This window comes from Lysobacter sp. Hz25 (genome assembly GCF_046097045.1).
Classification (GTDB): domain Bacteria; phylum Pseudomonadota; class Gammaproteobacteria; order Xanthomonadales; family Xanthomonadaceae; genus Lysobacter; species Lysobacter antibioticus_B.
Window position 1 is genome coordinate 3,573,281 of sequence record NZ_CP175666.1, and the last position, 16,814, is coordinate 3,590,094.

Sequence of the window (16,814 nt, forward strand, 5' to 3'; positions counted from 1 at the left end):
CGCGACCGCCGGCACGGGCCGAAAGGCCGGGCTCCGCCTATCCGATCATTCGGCGGTGAGGTAATAGGTGAAGGTCTTGTCGTGGCCGATCGTATTGGTGCCGTGCACGACCAACGTATGCGAACCCGGCGCGAGCGGCTTGAACATCATGAAGAAACCATCGACCACCGCCGGCTGCCAGGCGCCGGTGATGCAGCCGTCCATGCGCGGGCGCAGGCTCAGATCGCCCTTGATCGAGAACAGGTTGTCGGACGCGTAGCGATAACCGAACACATCGCGGATCGGACGCCCGTCCAGGCTCACTTCGAGCAGGTTCACCGTGTCCATCGCCGCGGCCGCATCCTGGCGCAGGAAGTCGTACAAGGATTGGCCCGGCGCCGGGTCGAAGTTGGGGTCGGGACAGGGATAGGTGTTCACCACAGCGCCGATGTAGAGCAGGATCGATTTACCGCGCGGGATCGTGCAATGACGCGTGCCGCTGAACACCGGCGGCCCGGCGATGCGGGCGATGTACCAGACCGGGCCGTGCTGGTCGACCGCGCAGTTGGCGCCGGTCGGGTCGTACAGCGGGCTGCGCTCCAAGGGTTGCGCATACACCCATTGCGAAGCGGTTTCGCCCCAGGTCGACATGCTCTTGCCGAACGGTCGCGAATCGCGTGGATACAGCACGCGCTGGTTGGCGTGGTGGCTGCCGTTGTCGACGGCGGGGCTGCCGGCCTGCGCCGAAGCGCTGCAGGCGAGCAAGACGGAAAGCAGGAAGGAGATACGGGTCTGGCGCATGGGACGATCCCTCGGCTGAGGTGGATACGGCGACGGTGTCTGCGCGAGCGGATGCGATGGAGTGCGGACGCGCGCGCAGGCCTCGGGCGATTGCCTTGGCGAAGGCGCAAGCGCTCCCGGCGGTCACCCGCGATAACGGGCCGCGTCGGGAGGGTTCGGCAACGGATCGCCATCCAGCAAGCACCCTCGGCGCGAAACTAGGCCGCGTGCCAGGCGTTTACTCGCTGGTTTCGGACAAGGTCGTCCGTGGGCGCGTTTTCGGTCTGTCTGTGCACAAGCCGATGCGCGCCGGGCGCATCGCCGTGGCTCTGTTTACCGCGGCGCGCGCTATTGAGGCACGATCAGGCAAGCGCCGCTGCCGTTCGGCGGCGGTTGCTGCGGAAAGGTCTTTTCCGGATACACATGCACCGGCGTGGTGGCGACGAAGCCGTCGGCGAAGGCGAATTCGACGAAAGCCGCCGACCAGCCCGACGCGGGCAGACTCAGTTCGGCCTCGACGCCGTTGCGGGTCAGCGGCAACGGCGATTCGCGATAACGGATGCCGCAGGCGTAGCGGAAATCGCGGCCGTTCGGATTGTCGGCGACCCACAGCTTGGCGCTGACCGGCCGCTCCGAGGCGCGCGCGCTCAGTCGCAGCTGGCTCCCGCGTTGGTTCAAGCGTGCGCGCACGCTCGGCAGGGATTGGTTGCGCCCCCAGCGTTGCAAAGCCGGGATCAGGGTCTCGCGCATATGCCGGCGCACCCCGCCGTGATCGGAGTTCGGCGCCGCGCGCAGACTGGTCGCTCCGGGCAGATCGTCGACATAAAGCCGCTGCGCATCGGGCGGGAAGAAATCGTCGCCGCTGGCGCTGACCAGGTACTTCGGAATGCGCAGACGCTGGCGGTGGCGCGTGCGCAGATAAGCGTAAGGGTCTTCGATCTTCATCAGGTCGTCGAACTCGGGCTGCCGGTAGCGCGTGGTGATGCCTTCCTGGTGATAGGGCTGCAAGGCGATCGGCCAACCGCCGCCGTAGCTGCGGTTGATGTGTTCGATCAACGCCTGGATGCGCATGTCGATGACGTAGGAGACGATGGCCTCCACGCGCGGGTCGCCGATCGCGGTCAGCCACGCGGTCCAGGCGCGCTTGGACGCGCCGGCGACGACGAACGAACGCACCCGCCAGCCGCGCAGTTCGCGCTCGGCCAGGTCCATCGCCTTGACCGCGCTTTCGGCCATCGGCACGTGCAGCGGCAAGGTCGTGTTCGCGGCAGGGTCGTCGAGGAAACGGCGCCAGGTCGCGGCGACCAGCACGTCCTCTTTCTTCGCGACCGTCTCTCCGGGCAGGGTCAGGTATTGGTTCGGCACGTCCGACACCGAGACCACGATGGTGTGGGTGCTGCGGGCGACTTCGAGCGCCAGGGTCTCGTCGAAATCGCTCGGCGGCCGCACCGGGTCGTTGCCGCTGGCGCGATTGCTGCCGTTGTTGATCACCAGCAAGGCCGACTTCGGCCGGGCCACATCGGGAATGTAGATGTCGACCCGATGCGTCCATTCGGGCGGGATGGCGCCGCCGCTCTCGGGCCAACGCTGCGAAGCCAGACGATAACTGCGTTTCTCCACGTCCTCCAGCGGCGTGCTGCCGAGGCTTTCGTAACGCAGCGGCACGCGCGCCTGGCGCTGGCGATAGTCGGGCCAGACCTGGCTGTAATCGATGCGATGGCCGGACGTATCCGGCGCGGCTGTCGAAGCCGCGGCCACGGCGGTCGCGCTCGACGCGAGCGCCATCGCCGCCAATCCCCAGCCCAGCAACCGCTGTTTCTTCGGTTGTCGAATGCTCGGAACCGTCCTCCGACTCGTCGTCCGATTCATCGTATTCAGCCCTCGCCCGCCGTATCGGCGTCCAGCCTAAACGCAAACCCGGGCCGGGCCTGTGCGGCAGCGCAGAGATCGGCCGACGGCGCGGCCTACAGGTTGCGCCAGGCGCCGATCAATCCGAACAGATGGACCAGCCCGATGGCGAAGCAGATCGCCGAGCTCCAATACCAGAACGGGGTCGCCGGCTGCGGCACCGAAGCCACCGCCATCGGCACCACCACGAGCCCGCGCAGCAGATACACCGCGGTGATCGCGCACAGCGCCGGCTTGGCCCAGGGCCACGGCGCGATCAGGCCCGAGCCCGACAAGGCATACCCGCCCCAGATCGCCAGCATCAGGGCGATGCAGGCGGTGAGCGCGGCCGGATACAGACGGCCGGCTTCGTCCATGCGCGCCATGCCTTCGCCGGCGCCGAAGAAGCGATACCAGGCGGCGCCGCCGAAGATCACTGCGACATGGGCCAACGCCGCCAGCCCATTGAGGATCGCGGCGAACAACAACCAGGGCTGCGAGAGCTGCGACATCATGCGGCCTCGGGCCCGGAAGCATGGACGAAGTAGAGAGCTTGGATCGGCATCGGGCGATCCTGCCCGGCGCGAAAACTGTGCGCGAGTGCCGAAAGCAACGGTCGCGCCGGCCGCGGACGTGGCGGTTGCCGAACCGCGTCGCGGGGACAGGCACAACGCGGCCGTACGACGAGCGGTCGTCGGCCCGCATCCGCGCCCGTCGATTCTGCGTGGCTTGTCGCAACCACGGACCCCACCCCGAAGTACAAGAGCCGCACGAAGGCCGCCGGCCTTCGCATGCGAGGGGCCGCGGCAGCCCGCATCCGGCTCATCCGATCCGCTCATGGCCAAGGAGATCACCATGTGCACCAATTTTCTGCTCGCCGTTCCGGCCGTCCCGGCCTCCAGCAACTCCGTGCAGTACCTCTCCGCGCGCTGCATGGAACTCACCGGCACGCTGGCGAGCAACCTTTACCGCGTGCCCGCGCAACAGAAGTTCCCCCTGTTCCCCAACCGCTCGCATTCTTGGACCGGCACCTATGGCTTCGTCGGCATCGCCGACCCGCAGGCGATGCCGGAATTCGCCTGCTTCATGGACGGCATCAACGAAGTCGGGCTGTCCTGCGCATCGTTGTGGTTGCCGGGTACGCAATACGCGACCGCCCACCGCGGCATGCACGACGCCCTGGAATTCTCCGACCTCGGCGCCTGGGCGATGAGCCAGTTCTCCAGCGTCGCCGACCTGCTGCAGGCCCTGCCCAACATCGAGATCGTCGGCCCGGCGAGCACCGCCAAGACCTATCTGCCGCTGCACTTCATCATCACCGACTCCAGCGGCGCCAGCGTGGTCATCGAATTCATCGGCGGCGCCACCAACGTCTACCCGCCCGACTACGACAACGGCGCCACCGGCGACGGCGTGCTGACCAATGCCCCGCCCTACGATTGGCAACGCACCAACCTGGCCAACTACGCCCACCTCAAGGTCGAAGGCACCGGCACTTCGACCTCGGCCAATGCCGGCCCGCCGGTCGGCAGCGGCCTGCTCGGCCTGCCCGGCGACATCATGTCGGCTTCGCGCTTCGTCAAGGCCGCGACCTTCCGCAAGGGCTATCACTTGCTGCCGTCCGACGGCGCCGGCTGGTTGCCGACCGCGCCCAAGGCCGGCGCTACCGACAGCAGCCAGACCATCGTCAACGTCGCCATGCAGATGGTGCAGATGATCCAGGCCACGCCTTACGGTTCGGCGCTGATCGAAGCGAAGCCGCCGTCGATCCATCCCACCCTCGGCGACTGGACCATGTGGCAAGTCGTGCGCGATCACAGCAACTTCGCCTATTACTTCAGCAGCGCCTTCAACAGCAGCCTGCAGCTGGTCGACCTGACCACCGTCGATTTCGGCGGCGGCAGCGTCAAGCCCAAGGAGTTCAAATCGATCCCGATCATGCCCGGCTCGAGCACCTGGTACACCGACGTCAGCAGCGGCTTCGCCTGAGTCCGGGCGTCGGCAAGCGCCCTGAGCCGAACCTGCGACGCATCGGTGCCCTATCGCATCCACGGAAGACACGGCCCCTTGCCGCTCGCCGCCCCGGCATCGTCCGCGGCGGCGACCTTCCCCGGAGACTCTCATGCGTACCGCTCAGCGTCTGGTCCATTGCCTGCTCGCCCCGTTGTTGCTGCTGTGCCTGCCCGGCACCGTCCACGCCGCCGCGCCGACGCCGCGCGACACCGTCGCCGATGTCGCCCGCAGCATCCAGGACCACTACTACGACGTCGAATGCGCCGCCGAGATCGCCGCGGGCTTGCGCAAGGCCGCAGCCGCAGGTGAGTTCGACCGCTACACCGACCCGCGCGACCTCGTCACCGCCTTGACCGAACGCATCAAGTCCCACGACGGCCATTTCCGGGTCAACTGGCTCCCGCCCGAACAGCGCGCTGCCGAGCCGCGCGGACGGCCCGGCCCGAACGTGGCCCAGCCCGTCGATTACGCGCGTCGCCGCAACTACGGCGTGCATCGGGTCGAGATCCTGCCCGGCAATCTCGGCTATCTGGATCTGAAAGAGTTCGCCGACTTCCGCTTCGGCGAGCCGCGCACGCCGGCGCGCGTCGCCCTCGAATCGGCGCTGCAACTGCTGGCCTCCACCGATGCGCTGATCATCGACCTGCGCGACAACGGCGGCGGCTCGCCGGTCTCGGTCGGCTATCTGGTCAGCGCGTTCACCCCGAAAGGCGCCGACATCTACAGCAGCTTCCGCTGGCGCGATGGCGACGCCCTCGGCAGCACCTCCGAGGCGCCTGTGGACTGGTACCCGAACCCACGCCTGGACGTGCCGCTGTATCTGCTGACCAGCCCGCGCACCGCCTCCGCCGCCGAGGCCCTGGTCTATACCCTCAAGAACGTCGGCCGCGCGGTGGTGATCGGCGAGACCAGCGCCGGTGCCGCCAATCCCGGCGCCGAGATCGACGCCGGCAACGGCTTCAGCGTTTTCGTCGCGACCGGCTCACCGACCAGCCCGATCACCCATCGCAACTGGGAGGGCAGCGGCATCGCCCCCGACGTCGCCGTGCCGCAACGCGAGGCTTTGCGCACGGCGCAAGCGCTTGCCCTGGACAGTCTGCTGAAGAAAGGCCTGAGCGGCGGCGATGCGATCGATGCGCGCTGGGCGCTCGACGCGGTGCGCGCCGAGTCCGCCTCCGTGCCGGCGCTGGCCCACGCCGAGTACACCGGCCAATACGATCGCATGCGCATCGAAGAGGTCGCCGGCCGTCTGTATCTGCGCAACGGCAAACGCCCGCAGCAGCCCCTGGCGGCGCTCGAACGCGACCTGTTCTACCTCGTCGACGACCCGAGCGTACGGGTGCGCTTCGAGCGCAACGGCGACGGCCGCGTGGCCGCACTGGAAACCCTGCGCCCGGACGGCAGCGCCAACCGCTACAGGCGCTGAAGCGGCGGGCGTTGAAGCGGCCGTATCAGCACGGCCTGCCGGCGACGCGCGGCGGCATCGCGCCGCGCGTCGTCCTTCACAGGCCCGGCTGGCCTGCGTTTGGTGTCTGTGCAGAGCGTCGCAGCCTGGGTCGGCGACCCCTATCATCCGCCTCCGGCCGGGCTGCCGACGCTCTGCACCCGATCACAGCTGACGCAGGAACGCGACCAGGTCTTCTTTCTCCTGCTGCTCCAAACGCGTCTGCAATACGACATTGAAGAACTCCACCGTGTCCTCCAGGGTCAACAGGCGGCCGTCGTGCAAGTACGGCGGCGAGTCCTTGATGCCGCGCAGCGGGAAGGTCTTGATCGGCCCATCGGCGCTGGCGTAGCGGCCGTTGATCGTGTGCGGCTTGAAGAAGCGCTCGACCCGCAAGTTATGCATGCTGTTGTCGGTGTAATACGGCGGCGTGTGACAGGCCGAGCATTGCGCCTTGCCGAAAAACAAAGCCTCGCCGCGCTTCTCGGCCTCGCCGGCATCGGCCTTGAGGCGGCCGAACACGTCGAGCTTCGGCGCCGGCGGGAAATCGAGCAGCGCCTGGAACTCGCCCATCGCGTGTACCTGATGGCCGCGATCGAGGATGTTGATGCCCTTCTTGGTCGCGATCACCGGGTCGCCGTCGAAATAGGCCGCGCGCTGCTCGAACTCGGTGAAATCCTCGACCGTCTTCAAGGCCCGCTGCGAACCGAACAGGCGCTGGATGTTGACGCCGCGCAAGGTCGGGGTGTCGATGCGATGACGGAACGGCTGTGGCCGAATGTCGCCGACCAAGTGCGTCGCCGCGACCGTATGCCCGTTGCTGTGGCAGTCCAGGCAGGCGACGCCGCGGCTCGGCAGGGCCGAACGCCGGTCCTCGGTCTGGTTGAACTGCTGCTGCGCGAACGGCGTCACCAGCAAGCGCAAGCCTTCCAACTGCTTGGGGTTCAACACACCGTTGAACAGCTCGAAGTAGTTGTTGATCGTGACCAGTTGGCCCTTCGACACATCGCCCAGGTCGGGCCGCGTGGTCAGATAGATCGGCGCGGGAAAGTCCGGAAGAAAATGATCGGGCAGGTCGAAATCCAGGTCGAAGCGGGTCAGGTCGCGTTGCTCGGCGCGCTTGAGCGCATCGATGTGGAACTGCGGAAACAGCATGCCGCCTTCGGGATGATTCGGATGCGGCAAGGGCAGGAACCCGACCGGAAACAGGCCGCGCTCGCGGATCTGTTCCGGACTCATCGCGCCAAGCTCTTCCCAACTCGTCCCCGACGGCAGCCGCGCGCGCACCCCGCCCTGCACCGGCTTGCCGCCCGACATGCTCACGCCGCGCACCGGTTTGTTGCCCAGGTCGTAGCGTTGTTCGAGCAGGCTGCGATGGCGTTGCATCACCGCCGGCTTGTCGCGCTCCATGCGCGACTTGATCGCGGCGAAGGTTTCCTTGATCACCACCGGCATGTAGCTGCTCGGAGGATCGGCGGCCAAGGCGATGCCGGACACGCCGAGTGCGCCTAGACATAACAGCCACAGTGGCCGAAGCCGTGGAGACTTCTGCTGCCTCATGGTCTTTCTCCCTGGATGGCGAAGACGTCGCTGTCGGGCACCGCGGACGCGGTGCGCTGCTCGAGGCTAGTCCTCGCGCAGGCACGGATGAAATCGTTTGATTCGATGGCAGCGATAGCCGATGGCTATACGCATGACGGCGCGGTTAAGCGCCGTGCGCCACGTCATGATGATGGCGCGATGCGGGTCACGAAACCTTCGCCGCGTCGGAAGGGTCGCGAGCACGAAACCGCGGATGCGATGCAAGCCGGACCTGCGGCGCCTCGATCCGGCCCCAACGGCTCTGCGCGATGAGCTGCGTACAACGAAACGGCTGTGCCCTGCCGGCTCAGGCCACTTCCTGCCAGCGGTAATACTTGCGGTGCGCCAGATCGAGCAGATCCAGGTCTTCGACGGTATCGCCGTAGGCATACACCGTCGCATAGTCGTCCAGATCGATCCGCTCGCGCACACGCCGCGGTTTTTCCGGTCCGCAGCAGTCGCGGTCGCGATAGCGTCCGGTCAGCACCCCGTCGCGCGACTCCAGATACGAACAGATGAACTCCAGGCCCTGGTCCTCGCACCAGGCGGCGACGAACAGATCCAGCGAAGCGGTCACCACGACCACGCGATCGCCGCGTTGGCGATGCCATCGGATGCGCTCCAGCGCTTCCGGCCGGATCTGCCGTGCGACCACCTCGCGCGCATGACGCGCGCCGGCTGCGCGCACCTCGTGCTCGGGGCGTCCGCGATAACCGAAAGCCACGATGCGCTTGCGCACCGTCAGCCCGGACACGAGGCCGAGCTTGTAGCCGACCACGTACGGCGCCAGCAGCAGTTGGCCCAGGGCCAAGGTACGCCGGTCGATCGTGGCGCGCACGAAGCCCGGAAAGGTTTCGTCGAAGGTGATGGTGCCGTCGAAATCGAAAAGCGCCAGATCCATGCCCGCCGGGCGGCCCTGTCATCGACAGCGGATGACTTGCATGGACGATCGCCGGCCCGGCGAAGTCTAGCCGGATTGAGTTGGGCTGCCGAAGTGCGAGGGTCGGCGGTGGTTGCTTCGTGTTTGCGGTGAAGAGCAAATCCCCCCTGCCCCCCTTTTTCAAAGGGGGGACTCTTCGGGTTGGGTTCGAATTATCGGTTCCGAACGAGCCTGCTGAATCAGGAGCGGCAATAGCACGGAAGTCCGGTGCCGAAGCCGCCGAACCTTTGCCCCCTTTGGCAAAGGGGGCCGGCGCCCGGCGTATCGGGCCGAAGACATAGACCCTGCAGCGCGGGGGATTTGCCTTTGCCCCGCTGCGCATCGCCCCCCGTCAATCCGTCATCGGCCCATACGGCATCAAGCCGTAACCGCGCTCGGATTCGACGATGGAACGCACCTGCCGCAGGGAAATCAGGATGCAGCCGCACAGGCAGAAGTCGCCGTGGCGCGCCGCCGGGCTGCCCTCGACCCGATGGGTCGGGTCGCCGGTCAGGACGATCGTCAGGCCGTGTTCGTGGCAATGCACCTCATCGCCGACACGCGCCCAACTGAAGCCGCCGGCGCGCTCCGGCGTCGAACCGGTCAGCACCGTGCCGCCGCTGCTGGTCGTATCGCCGACCATTATCCAATGCCGAACCATCGCCCACCTCCGCTCTCGACTTGGTCAGACCTCAGGCAAGAAAACGGCGCAACGATCGCAGCGTGAATCGCCGCGTGATCGTCGGTTCCGCATTTCCGGACGCGCGTCATGTCGAACGGTCTTCCCCGGGGTATTCGAGAGCAATCGAAAGTTGCGCATATCGTCAACGTCCCGGCTGCGCGGCCGACAAGGCGATCGCCGAACCGGTGAACGGCAGCACCAGGTCGTAGATCGGCGCGGCCGGCGGCGTCGCCGGAAACGCGATCGGCGTGGTCGCGGCGGTGCCGAACTGGGTCACGCCGTCGAGGATCGTGCTGAGGTCGTAGCGGCGGCCGCCGAACTCGAAGGGCCAGCTGTCGATCATGCGCGCACTGAACACGTTGTTGGCGAACACCGAGGTCGAGGTCGCGCCGATCTGCGCCGCCAGCGTGGTGCCGACCACCAGGCCGGTGCGGCGGAAGGTCGCGATGCGCTCGCCCTGCGCGAACGAATCGGGCCGGTCGAAATCGCCGGCGGGTTCGCGCTGCAGGTACACCGAGAACTCGCCGGCCGGGTCCAGCCCAAGCGTCAGCGCGCCGTTGTCGACGTCGGGCGCCACGAAGGGGCACGCGGCGAAGGTGAAATGCGCGGTGGTTTCACCGACCGCGCCGCAGAACAAGGCGCCCTCGATGCCGGACAAGTGCAGGAAATAGCCGTAATCGGCCAGCGAGCCGGCGGGCGTGCGATAGAAACGTCCGGTGACGTACCAGGCGAGTTCGGCGGACAACAAAGGCGACATGGGCGGGCTCGGCGAGGCGGGGCGATGCCGGCTCGGCAAGGCCCCGGAAACGGAAGGGAACGCCGCATCCGCGACGTTTCCTCCAGCTAACGCCGCCAGGCCGAATCAGGAGGACAAGCGACCGCCCGCCAATGTCCGGAACCGTGCGCGAGCGCTCATTCCGGCGCGGCATCTCCGGCCCGCTCGGCGATCGGGCGGGCATAGCGCACCAGCGAGACCAGGGTCTTGCCGGGCTCCTCGGTGAACATCACGTGCGCGGATCGCTCGAACCAGACCAATTGCTTGGACGGCGCGCGCAGGCGCCCGAACCACTCGGCCGCGAGTTCGGCGGAGACGTTGTAGTCGTCGCGGCCGTTGAACAGGATCACCGGGCAGTCCAGACGCTCGACCGAGCTGTAGTCGCGCTGCAGCGCCTCGACCAGCAAGCGCTTTTCCGAGAACTCGTTGCCCTCCCAGATGCGCGCGATCTCGGCATCGCTGTATTCCGGCGCCAGCGCCACCGCCGCCGAGACCGTGTCGTAGCCCTGCAGACTGCGCATGGCGCCGCCGTAGTGGCCCAGCCATTTGCGCTGCAGGTACAGGTCCTTGAGCGCGAGCGGCTTGCCCGGCTGCGCATAGCCCTCGATCGTGGCGAGTTCGCGCAGCGCTTCGGCATTGCCGTCGCGCTTGGCGCGTTCGAGCGCGAACTGCAGGCCGCGGCGTTCGCTTTCCGGCGAATTGGTGACCTGGCCCATGCCGATGTAGGCATGCAGCCATTGCGGGCGACGCTGGGCGAATTCGAGACCGAGCACGCTGCCCCAGGAATGACCGAGCAGGAAAATCTTGTCCTTGCCGAATTCCTTGCGCAGCCAGGCCACCATTTCCTCGGTGTCCTCGACCAGGCGCTCGCGCGTCATGGTCGGCTCGAGCTGGGCCGGATCGTTGAGCAGATAGGTCTTGCCGGCGCCGCGCTGGTCCCACTGCACGACGGTGAAGTAGTCCTCCCAACCGCGCTGGAAGTACCAGCTGTACGGCATTTCCACGAAACCCGGCCCACCGTGCAGCATCAACAGCACCGGATTGCGCTTGTCGACGCCGCGGATCGACACCCATTGCTCGATGCCGCCGATCTTCACCTTCTCGGCCCGCTCCACGCCTTCCGGAGTGACGATCCGGCGCAGATCGGCGATCAGCCGAGTGGCCTCGGCGCGGCTGGCCGGCTTCGCCGCCTGCTGCGCCGCGGCATTCGTGACCGCGCCCAGGCCCAGGGCCGCCGCGACGATCCAGCTCGTCGCCTTGTTCTGCCAATCGCTATGCATCTCGGTCGGTCTCCACTGTGGAGGCAATATAGATACGGGCCGCAGCGGAGCGGTTGCAGCGAACATTCCACGGCGATGCGGGCCATGGCAGCATGACGGCTCATTCCCTACAGGACGGCAGGATGCGCGGGTACCTCGACGACGAACGCATCACCCCCGAGGGCTGGGTGCGCGCGTTCTGGCCCGACGAGGCTATCGCCCTGCTCGAAACCGGCGAAGTCGCGCAGATCAGTCTCGATCATGACCTCGGCGACGACGAGCGCGGCACCGGCTACGAGGTGATCGTGTGGATAGAAGAAGCCGTCGTCACACGCGGATTCCGGTCGCCGGCGATCAGCGTGCACTCGGCGAATCCGTCCGCACGCCTGCGCATGGAGGCCGGTATACGGGCGATCGAGCGCGCCAGCGCGGCTTGAACCGCAACGGGCCGCCCGCCTCGCTGCACGACCGCTGTCGATTCCCGCCCTGCCCGTTCGTCGGATCATCAAGACAGCGCACACACGGCCGCTCGGGCCACGCTAGCGTGCTCTGTCCTCGACCGCCCATTCACGCTTCTTTCCAGGACCCCGCCATGCGCTCTTTGCTCTGCTCGATCCTGTTGCTCTGCCTGCCCAGCCTCGCGATCGCCGATCCGCGCAAGGACTGGGACGATTTCCGCGCGGCGATGACCCAACACGCCGGCGGCCCCACCGGCATGTATGCGATCCAGGACGTCGCCGTCGTCGATGCCGGCAAGACCGTGCATCTGGCACCGGCGCGCGCGCCCGCCGACATCCGCTGGGCCGAACAGGCCGGCGACAAGGGCCAGTTCAGCCTGTCCTACGAGAACGGCCGGGCTCTCCTCCGCGGCCCGGGGCTGGCCGAGGTCGATCTGTTGAAAGCCAAGGAACAGCAACAGGCGCTGCCGGACGGGCTCATCGTGCGCGGCACCGTCTACGAAAAGTCGATCAAGGCCTGGCTCTACAACCCGAAGCTGCCGGCCCAGCGCTTCAAGAGCCTGAGCTTCTTTCCCTACGACCCCAAGGGCGTGGTCACCGCGACCTTCAAGCGCAAGAACGCGCCGGTCGGCGTGAGCCACCTCGACTCGCGCAACCACACCGGCCTGATGTACTGGATCGGCGACATCGAACTGCCGGTGCACGGCAAGACCTACCGCCTGCGCGCCTTCAACAAGGAAAAGGACTGGACCAAGATCAACCACGTCCTGCTGTTCCTGACCGACAAGACCTCGAAGAAGACCACTTACGGCGGTGGCCGCGTGCTCGAAACGCACTTCCCCGCCGGCGAAGCGCCGAACACGATGACGCTCAACTTGAACACGCTCTATAGCTTCCTGTGCGCGCATTCGGACTACTACAACTGCCCGATCAACCTCACCAGCTTCGTCGACACCGAACTGAAGTACGGCGAAATCTATCCGCCGCAGACGAAGTAAGCGCGATCAAGGCTTGAGCAAAGGGCAGCGCAAGCGGCCAAGCCCGGGTATCGGGCTTGGTCCGGACGTATTGATCGTGCAGATTCGATCGGCGAACCACGCTCATGAACCCAAGCACAAGGCTTAGCCACCGGGCTTGTTAGATTTCGACAGCTCTTCCTTCCAACGGGTCGCCTCATCGATGACCCCACGCTTCTCCGGGTCGCTGATCAGGTAGGACTGCGTCAGGAAGCTATCGATGGCCTCGAGAGCGCCAGGATCCTTCGCCCCATACAGTGCCCGCGCGCGCAGGGCCAATCCCTCGCCAAATCTCGGAAACTCCGCCACCAGTTGCGCGCTGCATTGTTTGGCCTCGGCAGGCAAGGGATCTTCCATGACGAAACTCTCGCAATAACGCAACGAAGCGGTCTGCCGCATCTCGCCGTTCATCGCTTCCTTGTAGTAAGGCCGAGCAGCGCGCAGACCTTGCGAGCGATATACCGCTTCCGCCATCGCATTCAGGTGGTAGTCGTTACCGGGCGCCTCTTCGAGTGCGACACCGAGATCCCGGGCGGCCCAATCGTAGTAGCCCAGTTGCATCAGCCACCAACCGCGTTCGGCGCGAAACCGCGCATTACGAGGCCAGAATCGCGTTGCCTGGGAGGCATAGGCGAACGCGGACCAATAATCGCCGGACTGCGCGTAAGCATTGCTCGCATAGTTCATCAAGGTCCCGCTCGGCGCCATGCGCGAGACCTCGGTCAGTGCATCCTTCGGCAGACTGTCCGGATCGAGGCGAGTGAGAGGATATCCCGCCGCCTCGCCCAGAACGGCCCCGAGAATCGGGTTGCTCTTGGTCCTGGCAGCCGCATAGGCCACGGCGCTCGTCATTTCCTCCATCGAGCCGCCCCAGTTGGGCTGTGCGGAGCGTATGCGTTCGTATACGACGTAGTACGAGTCGGGATCTACGCTCAAGCAGCGCTCCGTCGCCATCTGCCTCAGCTCGCCCGACGATTGGCGTCCTATGCCGGCGAGCTCATAGCAGGCAACGCTAAGACGGGGCTCGATCTCGAGCGCCTTCAGGTACAGCGGAATCGCCTGAGCGAACAACTGCCCCATTTTCTCGAGCTGCCCCGGAGCCGTGTTGGATACCGAAGCGGTTCCACGCGCAGCCCAACCCGCATTTTTGTAGTGGTTCGCCAAGGCCGCATGCGCAAATGCGCTCTCCGGCGCCAGCTTTAACCAGCGCTCCGCCACTACCCCGGCCGAAGCGCTCTTGTCGAACGCTTCGAGCGAACGAAATATCTGCTCGCGCTGCGATTGATCGTCGTAGTGCGCTTTCAGCAAGGCGGCGAAACGACGCTCCAAGTCCGCAGAACCGCCGGAGCTCGACAATATCGCGTCGATCTGGGCCAAGGACCAGGCCGGCTTGCGCAGCAAAGTACAACGCCCTTGCGCCGCTCCATCGCTCCAGTGGTTTCCGGGCAGGTCCGGATAGGCCTTGCATCGCGCTTCTTCATCGACGATCCCATCGGCCTTCTTCGCCCGTGCCCAATAGTCGGCCCACTGCTCCGGCACTTGCAGCGGCGTAGCCTGAAAAGGCGGCTGGGCATTCGCGGACATGCTGAAAGCACATGCCAGAGCCGCCAGGGCCTTGGCGGCGGAACCGACTGACTTCACGGATCACCTCGGATAAAAGAGCGCATACGGATGCAAGCGCATTGCAAGTGGGCAACCGCCGCTGCGCGAAAGCCGCGCCGGCGCCGATAGCCCGAAATCAACGAAGCCGCCGTGTCGACATGCTTCGCGCCATTTCATCGCGGCATTGTTACCGGACACGGCGGTACTGCGCTACTTGTCTCATGCGTACGGCACGATCCTGCGATCACGCCGTCGGCAATGCGCTCGCATCGTACTGTTCGACGAACTCGCCGCTCGGCGCAATCGGCTTGATGATGTCGATCAGCACGCCGTTCGGGTCGCTGGTAATGAAATGGCGCTGGCCGAAGGCCTCGTCGCGCAGGCTCAACAGGATCGGCAAGCCGGCGCCCTGCAGTTGAGCGTGGACCGCGTCGACGTCCTCGACCTCGAAGTTCAACAGCAGGCCGCCGACGCGCCCACGGCCGGACTCGGGGATGGTGTGGTGGCGCCCGTCCAGCACGGCCAGGTTGATCGACGGGTCCTGCGCCGACTGCAGATGCACGTACCAGTCGCTGTTGAACAAGGCCACGAAGCCGAAATGGGCCTCGTAGAAAGATGCGGTGCCGGCGACGTCGTGGGTCATGATCACGGGGTAGTAGCTGGTGACTTTCATCTTGTCTGCTCTCTGGGATTTGACATACAGTCTGTATGCAAATCCAAATTAACATACAGGCTGTATGTATGCAACAACCTAGCCAGCCCCGCTCGCCCCGGTCCAACCGCGAACGTACCGAAACCACCCGCCACGCCCTGCTCGAAGCGGCGCGGGCCCTATTCGTCAGCAAGGGCTATGGCGACACCTCCACGCCCGAGGTATCGGTCGCGGCCGGCACCACGCGCGGGGCGCTCTATCACCACTTCGTCGATAAGCGCGACCTGTTCCGGCATGTGCTGCAACGCGAGGCCGAGGCCGTCCGCAACGACATCGTCGCCGCGGCGCCGGCCGGCTTGGGCGCGCACGAGGCCTTGATCGCCGGCAGCGAGGCCTATCTGCAGGCCATGGCCGTGCCCGGCCGCACCCGTTTGCTGTTGCTGGAAGGCCCGGCCGTGCTCGGCCTGGCCGAGACCGCGGCGATCGACGAGTCCAATGCGGCCGAGACGCTGCATGCGGGTCTCGCCGCGGCGGTCGGCGGCGACGACGATGTATCCATCGACGCCCTGTCCAAGCTGCTCTCGGCCGCGTTCGATCGTGCGGCCCTGGAAATCGACGCCGGCGGCGACCCCGAAGTGGTCAAGGCGGCGATGCTGTGGTTGTTGCAGCGGGCGCTCGGCAAAGGCGGCGACAAAACGGCGCGCAAGCGGAAATAGGTCTTGGTCCGCGACGACGAGTGGGATGCATGCCTGCATCCATCGAACCGGAGTACCTAGGCGCTATCGCCGGCTTGGCCGCCGCACTCGCGTTCCAGCCAGGCCGCGAACGCCGTCGCGCCGAAGCTCGCCGGCTTCAGTGCGAGCCGCGTCAGCCAATAGCCACCGGCGTCGAGCATCGGCTCGAACGGTTGCAGCAGGCGTCCTTCGGCGATCTCGCGCTCGAACATCGCCGGCGGCGCCAGGGCGATGCCGAGCCCCTGCAAGGCGCATTGCACCATCGTCACCGACGAATCGAAGATCGGTCCGTTGACCGGCCCGTTCGGCACGACCTGCGCCGCCTCGAACCACAAGCGCCAATCGTCGACGAAGTAGGACCTGAGCAGCGGGAAACGCGACAGCTCGGCCGCACCGCGCAGTTGCGCGGCGATGTTCGGTGTGCACAAGGGCGTCAGCGGCGCCGGCATCAGGAAGCGGCTTTCCATGCCCGGCCAATTGCCGCGACCGTAGCGGATCGCGTAATCCAGCCCTTCGCCGGCCGGGTCGACGCGATTGTTGTGGGTGCTGACGCGGACGTCGACCGCCGGATGACGACGCACGAAATCCGCCAACCGCGGCAGCAGCCAGCCGCTGGCGAAGGTGCCGACCGCACCGACATGCACGACTTCGCGTGCCAGGCCGTCGCCCACCCGGTCGAGCGCATCGCCGATGCGGTCGAAGGCTTCCTGCAGCACCGGCAACAGGCCCAGGCCCTCATCGGTAAGGGCGAGCCCGCGCGGCAAGCGCCGGAACAGCTCTACGCCCAATTGGGCTTCGAGCTGCCGGACCTGCTGGCTGACTGCGGCCTGGGTGACGTTGAGTTCTTCGGCGGCGCGGGTGAGGCTGAGCGCGCGCGCGGCGGCCTCGAACACCTTCAGCGAACCGAGATTGATCCGGGGATGGGCCATCGCGGCTCCGTATGAATAGAAACAGTGGGCGGCGCGCCTCGCGTATGCGTCGCAGGCGACGATTCGAGCGGGCGATTGCAGCCGTCGGTTGAGAGTGTAACAAC

16 protein-coding genes are annotated in these 16,814 nt (G+C 66.4%); 5 read left to right on the forward strand and 11 right to left on the reverse strand.

The annotated features are described in order from the left end of the window. Window positions 1-45: 45 nt before the first annotated feature. The 3 genes from ACKN61_RS14630 to ACKN61_RS14640 form a co-directional block, all read right to left on the reverse strand. Window positions 46-780 (reverse strand): hypothetical protein, encoded by a 735-nt coding sequence (locus tag ACKN61_RS14630; RefSeq protein WP_408950146.1) that lies wholly within the window; start codon window positions 778-780, stop codon window positions 46-48. 327 nt (window positions 781-1,107) lie between these two features. Then, window positions 1,108-2,544 carry a PhoPQ-activated pathogenicity-related family protein gene (locus ACKN61_RS14635; RefSeq protein ID WP_408950147.1) on the reverse strand — a complete coding sequence of 479 codons (1,437 nt, stop codon included), beginning with the start codon at window positions 2,542-2,544 and terminating at the stop codon, window positions 1,108-1,110. A 179-nt stretch (window positions 2,545-2,723) separates the two neighbouring features. Continuing rightward, window positions 2,724-3,161, reverse strand: a complete 438-nt coding sequence (locus ACKN61_RS14640) for a hypothetical protein (protein WP_408950148.1) — start codon at window positions 3,159-3,161, stop codon at window positions 2,724-2,726. A gap of 322 nt (window positions 3,162-3,483) precedes the next feature. On the opposite strand from ACKN61_RS14640, the gene ACKN61_RS14645 reads away from it, so the two are divergent. Next, window positions 3,484-4,635, forward strand: coding sequence for a linear amide C-N hydrolase (locus ACKN61_RS14645; RefSeq protein ID WP_408950149.1), 1,152 nt, complete (start codon window positions 3,484-3,486; stop codon window positions 4,633-4,635). A gap of 133 nt (window positions 4,636-4,768) precedes the next feature. Next, window positions 4,769-6,085: a S41 family peptidase gene (locus ACKN61_RS14650; protein ID WP_408950150.1), complete on the forward strand. Its 1,317-nt coding sequence runs from the start codon at window positions 4,769-4,771 to the stop codon at window positions 6,083-6,085. Between the two features lie 183 nt (window positions 6,086-6,268). On the opposite strand, the gene ACKN61_RS14655 is transcribed toward ACKN61_RS14650, so the two are convergent. The 5 genes from ACKN61_RS14655 to ACKN61_RS14675 form a co-directional block, all read right to left on the reverse strand. After that, the gene (locus tag ACKN61_RS14655; protein ID WP_408950151.1) at window positions 6,269-7,663 is read right to left on the reverse strand and encodes a hypothetical protein; all 1,395 of its coding nucleotides are present in this window, start codon (window positions 7,661-7,663) and stop codon (window positions 6,269-6,271) included. A 328-nt stretch (window positions 7,664-7,991) separates the two neighbouring features. Then, window positions 7,992-8,585: an HAD family hydrolase gene (locus ACKN61_RS14660; RefSeq protein WP_408950152.1), complete on the reverse strand. Its 594-nt coding sequence runs from the start codon at window positions 8,583-8,585 to the stop codon at window positions 7,992-7,994. Window positions 8,586-8,955: 370 nt separating this feature from the next. Further along, window positions 8,956-9,264: a PAAR domain-containing protein gene (locus ACKN61_RS14665; protein WP_082638168.1), complete on the reverse strand. Its 309-nt coding sequence runs from the start codon at window positions 9,262-9,264 to the stop codon at window positions 8,956-8,958. A 163-nt stretch (window positions 9,265-9,427) separates the two neighbouring features. Then, a complete protein-coding gene (locus ACKN61_RS14670; RefSeq protein WP_408950153.1) occupies window positions 9,428-10,042 on the reverse strand; it encodes a hypothetical protein in 615 nt (204 codons plus the stop codon). A 155-nt stretch (window positions 10,043-10,197) separates the two neighbouring features. Beyond that, window positions 10,198-11,340 (reverse strand): alpha/beta fold hydrolase, encoded by a 1,143-nt coding sequence (locus tag ACKN61_RS14675; RefSeq protein ID WP_408950154.1) that lies wholly within the window; start codon window positions 11,338-11,340, stop codon window positions 10,198-10,200. 122 nt (window positions 11,341-11,462) lie between these two features. Here ACKN61_RS14675 and ACKN61_RS14680 point away from each other — a divergent pair, with 122 nt between their 5' ends. Both ACKN61_RS14680 and ACKN61_RS14685 read left to right on the forward strand, forming a co-directional pair. After that, complete coding sequence (locus tag ACKN61_RS14680; protein ID WP_408950155.1) at window positions 11,463-11,756, forward strand: cyclic-phosphate processing receiver domain-containing protein; 294 nt, start codon at window positions 11,463-11,465, stop codon at window positions 11,754-11,756. Between the two features lie 155 nt (window positions 11,757-11,911). Further along, the gene (locus ACKN61_RS14685) at window positions 11,912-12,775 is read left to right on the forward strand and encodes a DUF1684 domain-containing protein (protein ID WP_408950156.1); all 864 of its coding nucleotides are present in this window, start codon (window positions 11,912-11,914) and stop codon (window positions 12,773-12,775) included. 123 nt (window positions 12,776-12,898) lie between these two features. Here the strand turns inward: ACKN61_RS14685 and ACKN61_RS14690 are convergent, their stop codons facing one another. Further along, complete coding sequence (locus ACKN61_RS14690; protein WP_408950157.1) at window positions 12,899-14,377, reverse strand: hypothetical protein; 1,479 nt, start codon at window positions 14,375-14,377, stop codon at window positions 12,899-12,901. 262 nt (window positions 14,378-14,639) lie between these two features. Then, window positions 14,640-15,068, reverse strand: a complete 429-nt coding sequence (locus ACKN61_RS14695; RefSeq protein WP_408950158.1) for a VOC family protein — start codon at window positions 15,066-15,068, stop codon at window positions 14,640-14,642. Between the two features lie 68 nt (window positions 15,069-15,136). On the opposite strand from ACKN61_RS14695, the gene ACKN61_RS14700 reads away from it, so the two are divergent. Continuing rightward, window positions 15,137-15,763 (forward strand): TetR/AcrR family transcriptional regulator, encoded by a 627-nt coding sequence (locus ACKN61_RS14700; protein WP_408950159.1) that lies wholly within the window; start codon window positions 15,137-15,139, stop codon window positions 15,761-15,763. Window positions 15,764-15,819: 56 nt separating this feature from the next. On the opposite strand, the gene ACKN61_RS14705 is transcribed toward ACKN61_RS14700, so the two are convergent. Further along, entirely contained in the window at window positions 15,820-16,710 is an 891-nt protein-coding gene (locus ACKN61_RS14705; RefSeq protein ID WP_408950160.1) for a LysR family transcriptional regulator, read from the reverse strand. Window positions 16,711-16,814: the final 104 nt, after the last annotated feature.

Bases quoted from the DNA above. Each gene is read 5' to 3' on its own strand.
- ACKN61_RS14675 (WP_408950154.1), bottom strand. From the start codon at position 11,340: ATGCATAGCGATTGGCAGAACAAGGCGACGAGCTGGATCGTCGCGGCG.
- ACKN61_RS14650 (WP_408950150.1), top strand. From the start codon at position 4,769: ATGCGTACCGCTCAGCGTCTGGTCCATTGCCTGCTCGCCCCGTTGTTG.
- ACKN61_RS14700 (WP_408950159.1), top strand. From the start codon at position 15,137: ATGCAACAACCTAGCCAGCCCCGCTCGCCCCGGTCCAACCGCGAACGT.
- ACKN61_RS14705 (WP_408950160.1), bottom strand. From the start codon at position 16,710: ATGGCCCATCCCCGGATCAATCTCGGTTCGCTGAAGGTGTTCGAGGCC.
- ACKN61_RS14690 (WP_408950157.1), bottom strand. From the start codon at position 14,377: ATGTCCGCGAATGCCCAGCCGCCTTTTCAGGCTACGCCGCTGCAAGTG.
- ACKN61_RS14630 (WP_408950146.1), bottom strand. From the start codon at position 780: ATGCGCCAGACCCGTATCTCCTTCCTGCTTTCCGTCTTGCTCGCCTGC.
- ACKN61_RS14660 (WP_408950152.1), bottom strand. From the start codon at position 8,585: ATGGATCTGGCGCTTTTCGATTTCGACGGCACCATCACCTTCGACGAA.
- ACKN61_RS14665 (WP_082638168.1), bottom strand. From the start codon at position 9,264: ATGGTTCGGCATTGGATAATGGTCGGCGATACGACCAGCAGCGGCGGC.
- ACKN61_RS14645 (WP_408950149.1), top strand. From the start codon at position 3,484: ATGGCCAAGGAGATCACCATGTGCACCAATTTTCTGCTCGCCGTTCCG.
- ACKN61_RS14670 (WP_408950153.1), bottom strand. From the start codon at position 10,042: ATGTCGCCTTTGTTGTCCGCCGAACTCGCCTGGTACGTCACCGGACGT.
- ACKN61_RS14680 (WP_408950155.1), top strand. From the start codon at position 11,463: ATGCGCGGGTACCTCGACGACGAACGCATCACCCCCGAGGGCTGGGTG.
- ACKN61_RS14640 (WP_408950148.1), bottom strand. From the start codon at position 3,161: ATGATGTCGCAGCTCTCGCAGCCCTGGTTGTTGTTCGCCGCGATCCTC.
- ACKN61_RS14655 (WP_408950151.1), bottom strand. From the start codon at position 7,663: ATGAGGCAGCAGAAGTCTCCACGGCTTCGGCCACTGTGGCTGTTATGT.
- ACKN61_RS14685 (WP_408950156.1), top strand. From the start codon at position 11,912: ATGCGCTCTTTGCTCTGCTCGATCCTGTTGCTCTGCCTGCCCAGCCTC.
- ACKN61_RS14635 (WP_408950147.1), bottom strand. From the start codon at position 2,544: ATGGCGCTCGCGTCGAGCGCGACCGCCGTGGCCGCGGCTTCGACAGCC.
- ACKN61_RS14695 (WP_408950158.1), bottom strand. From the start codon at position 15,068: ATGAAAGTCACCAGCTACTACCCCGTGATCATGACCCACGACGTCGCC.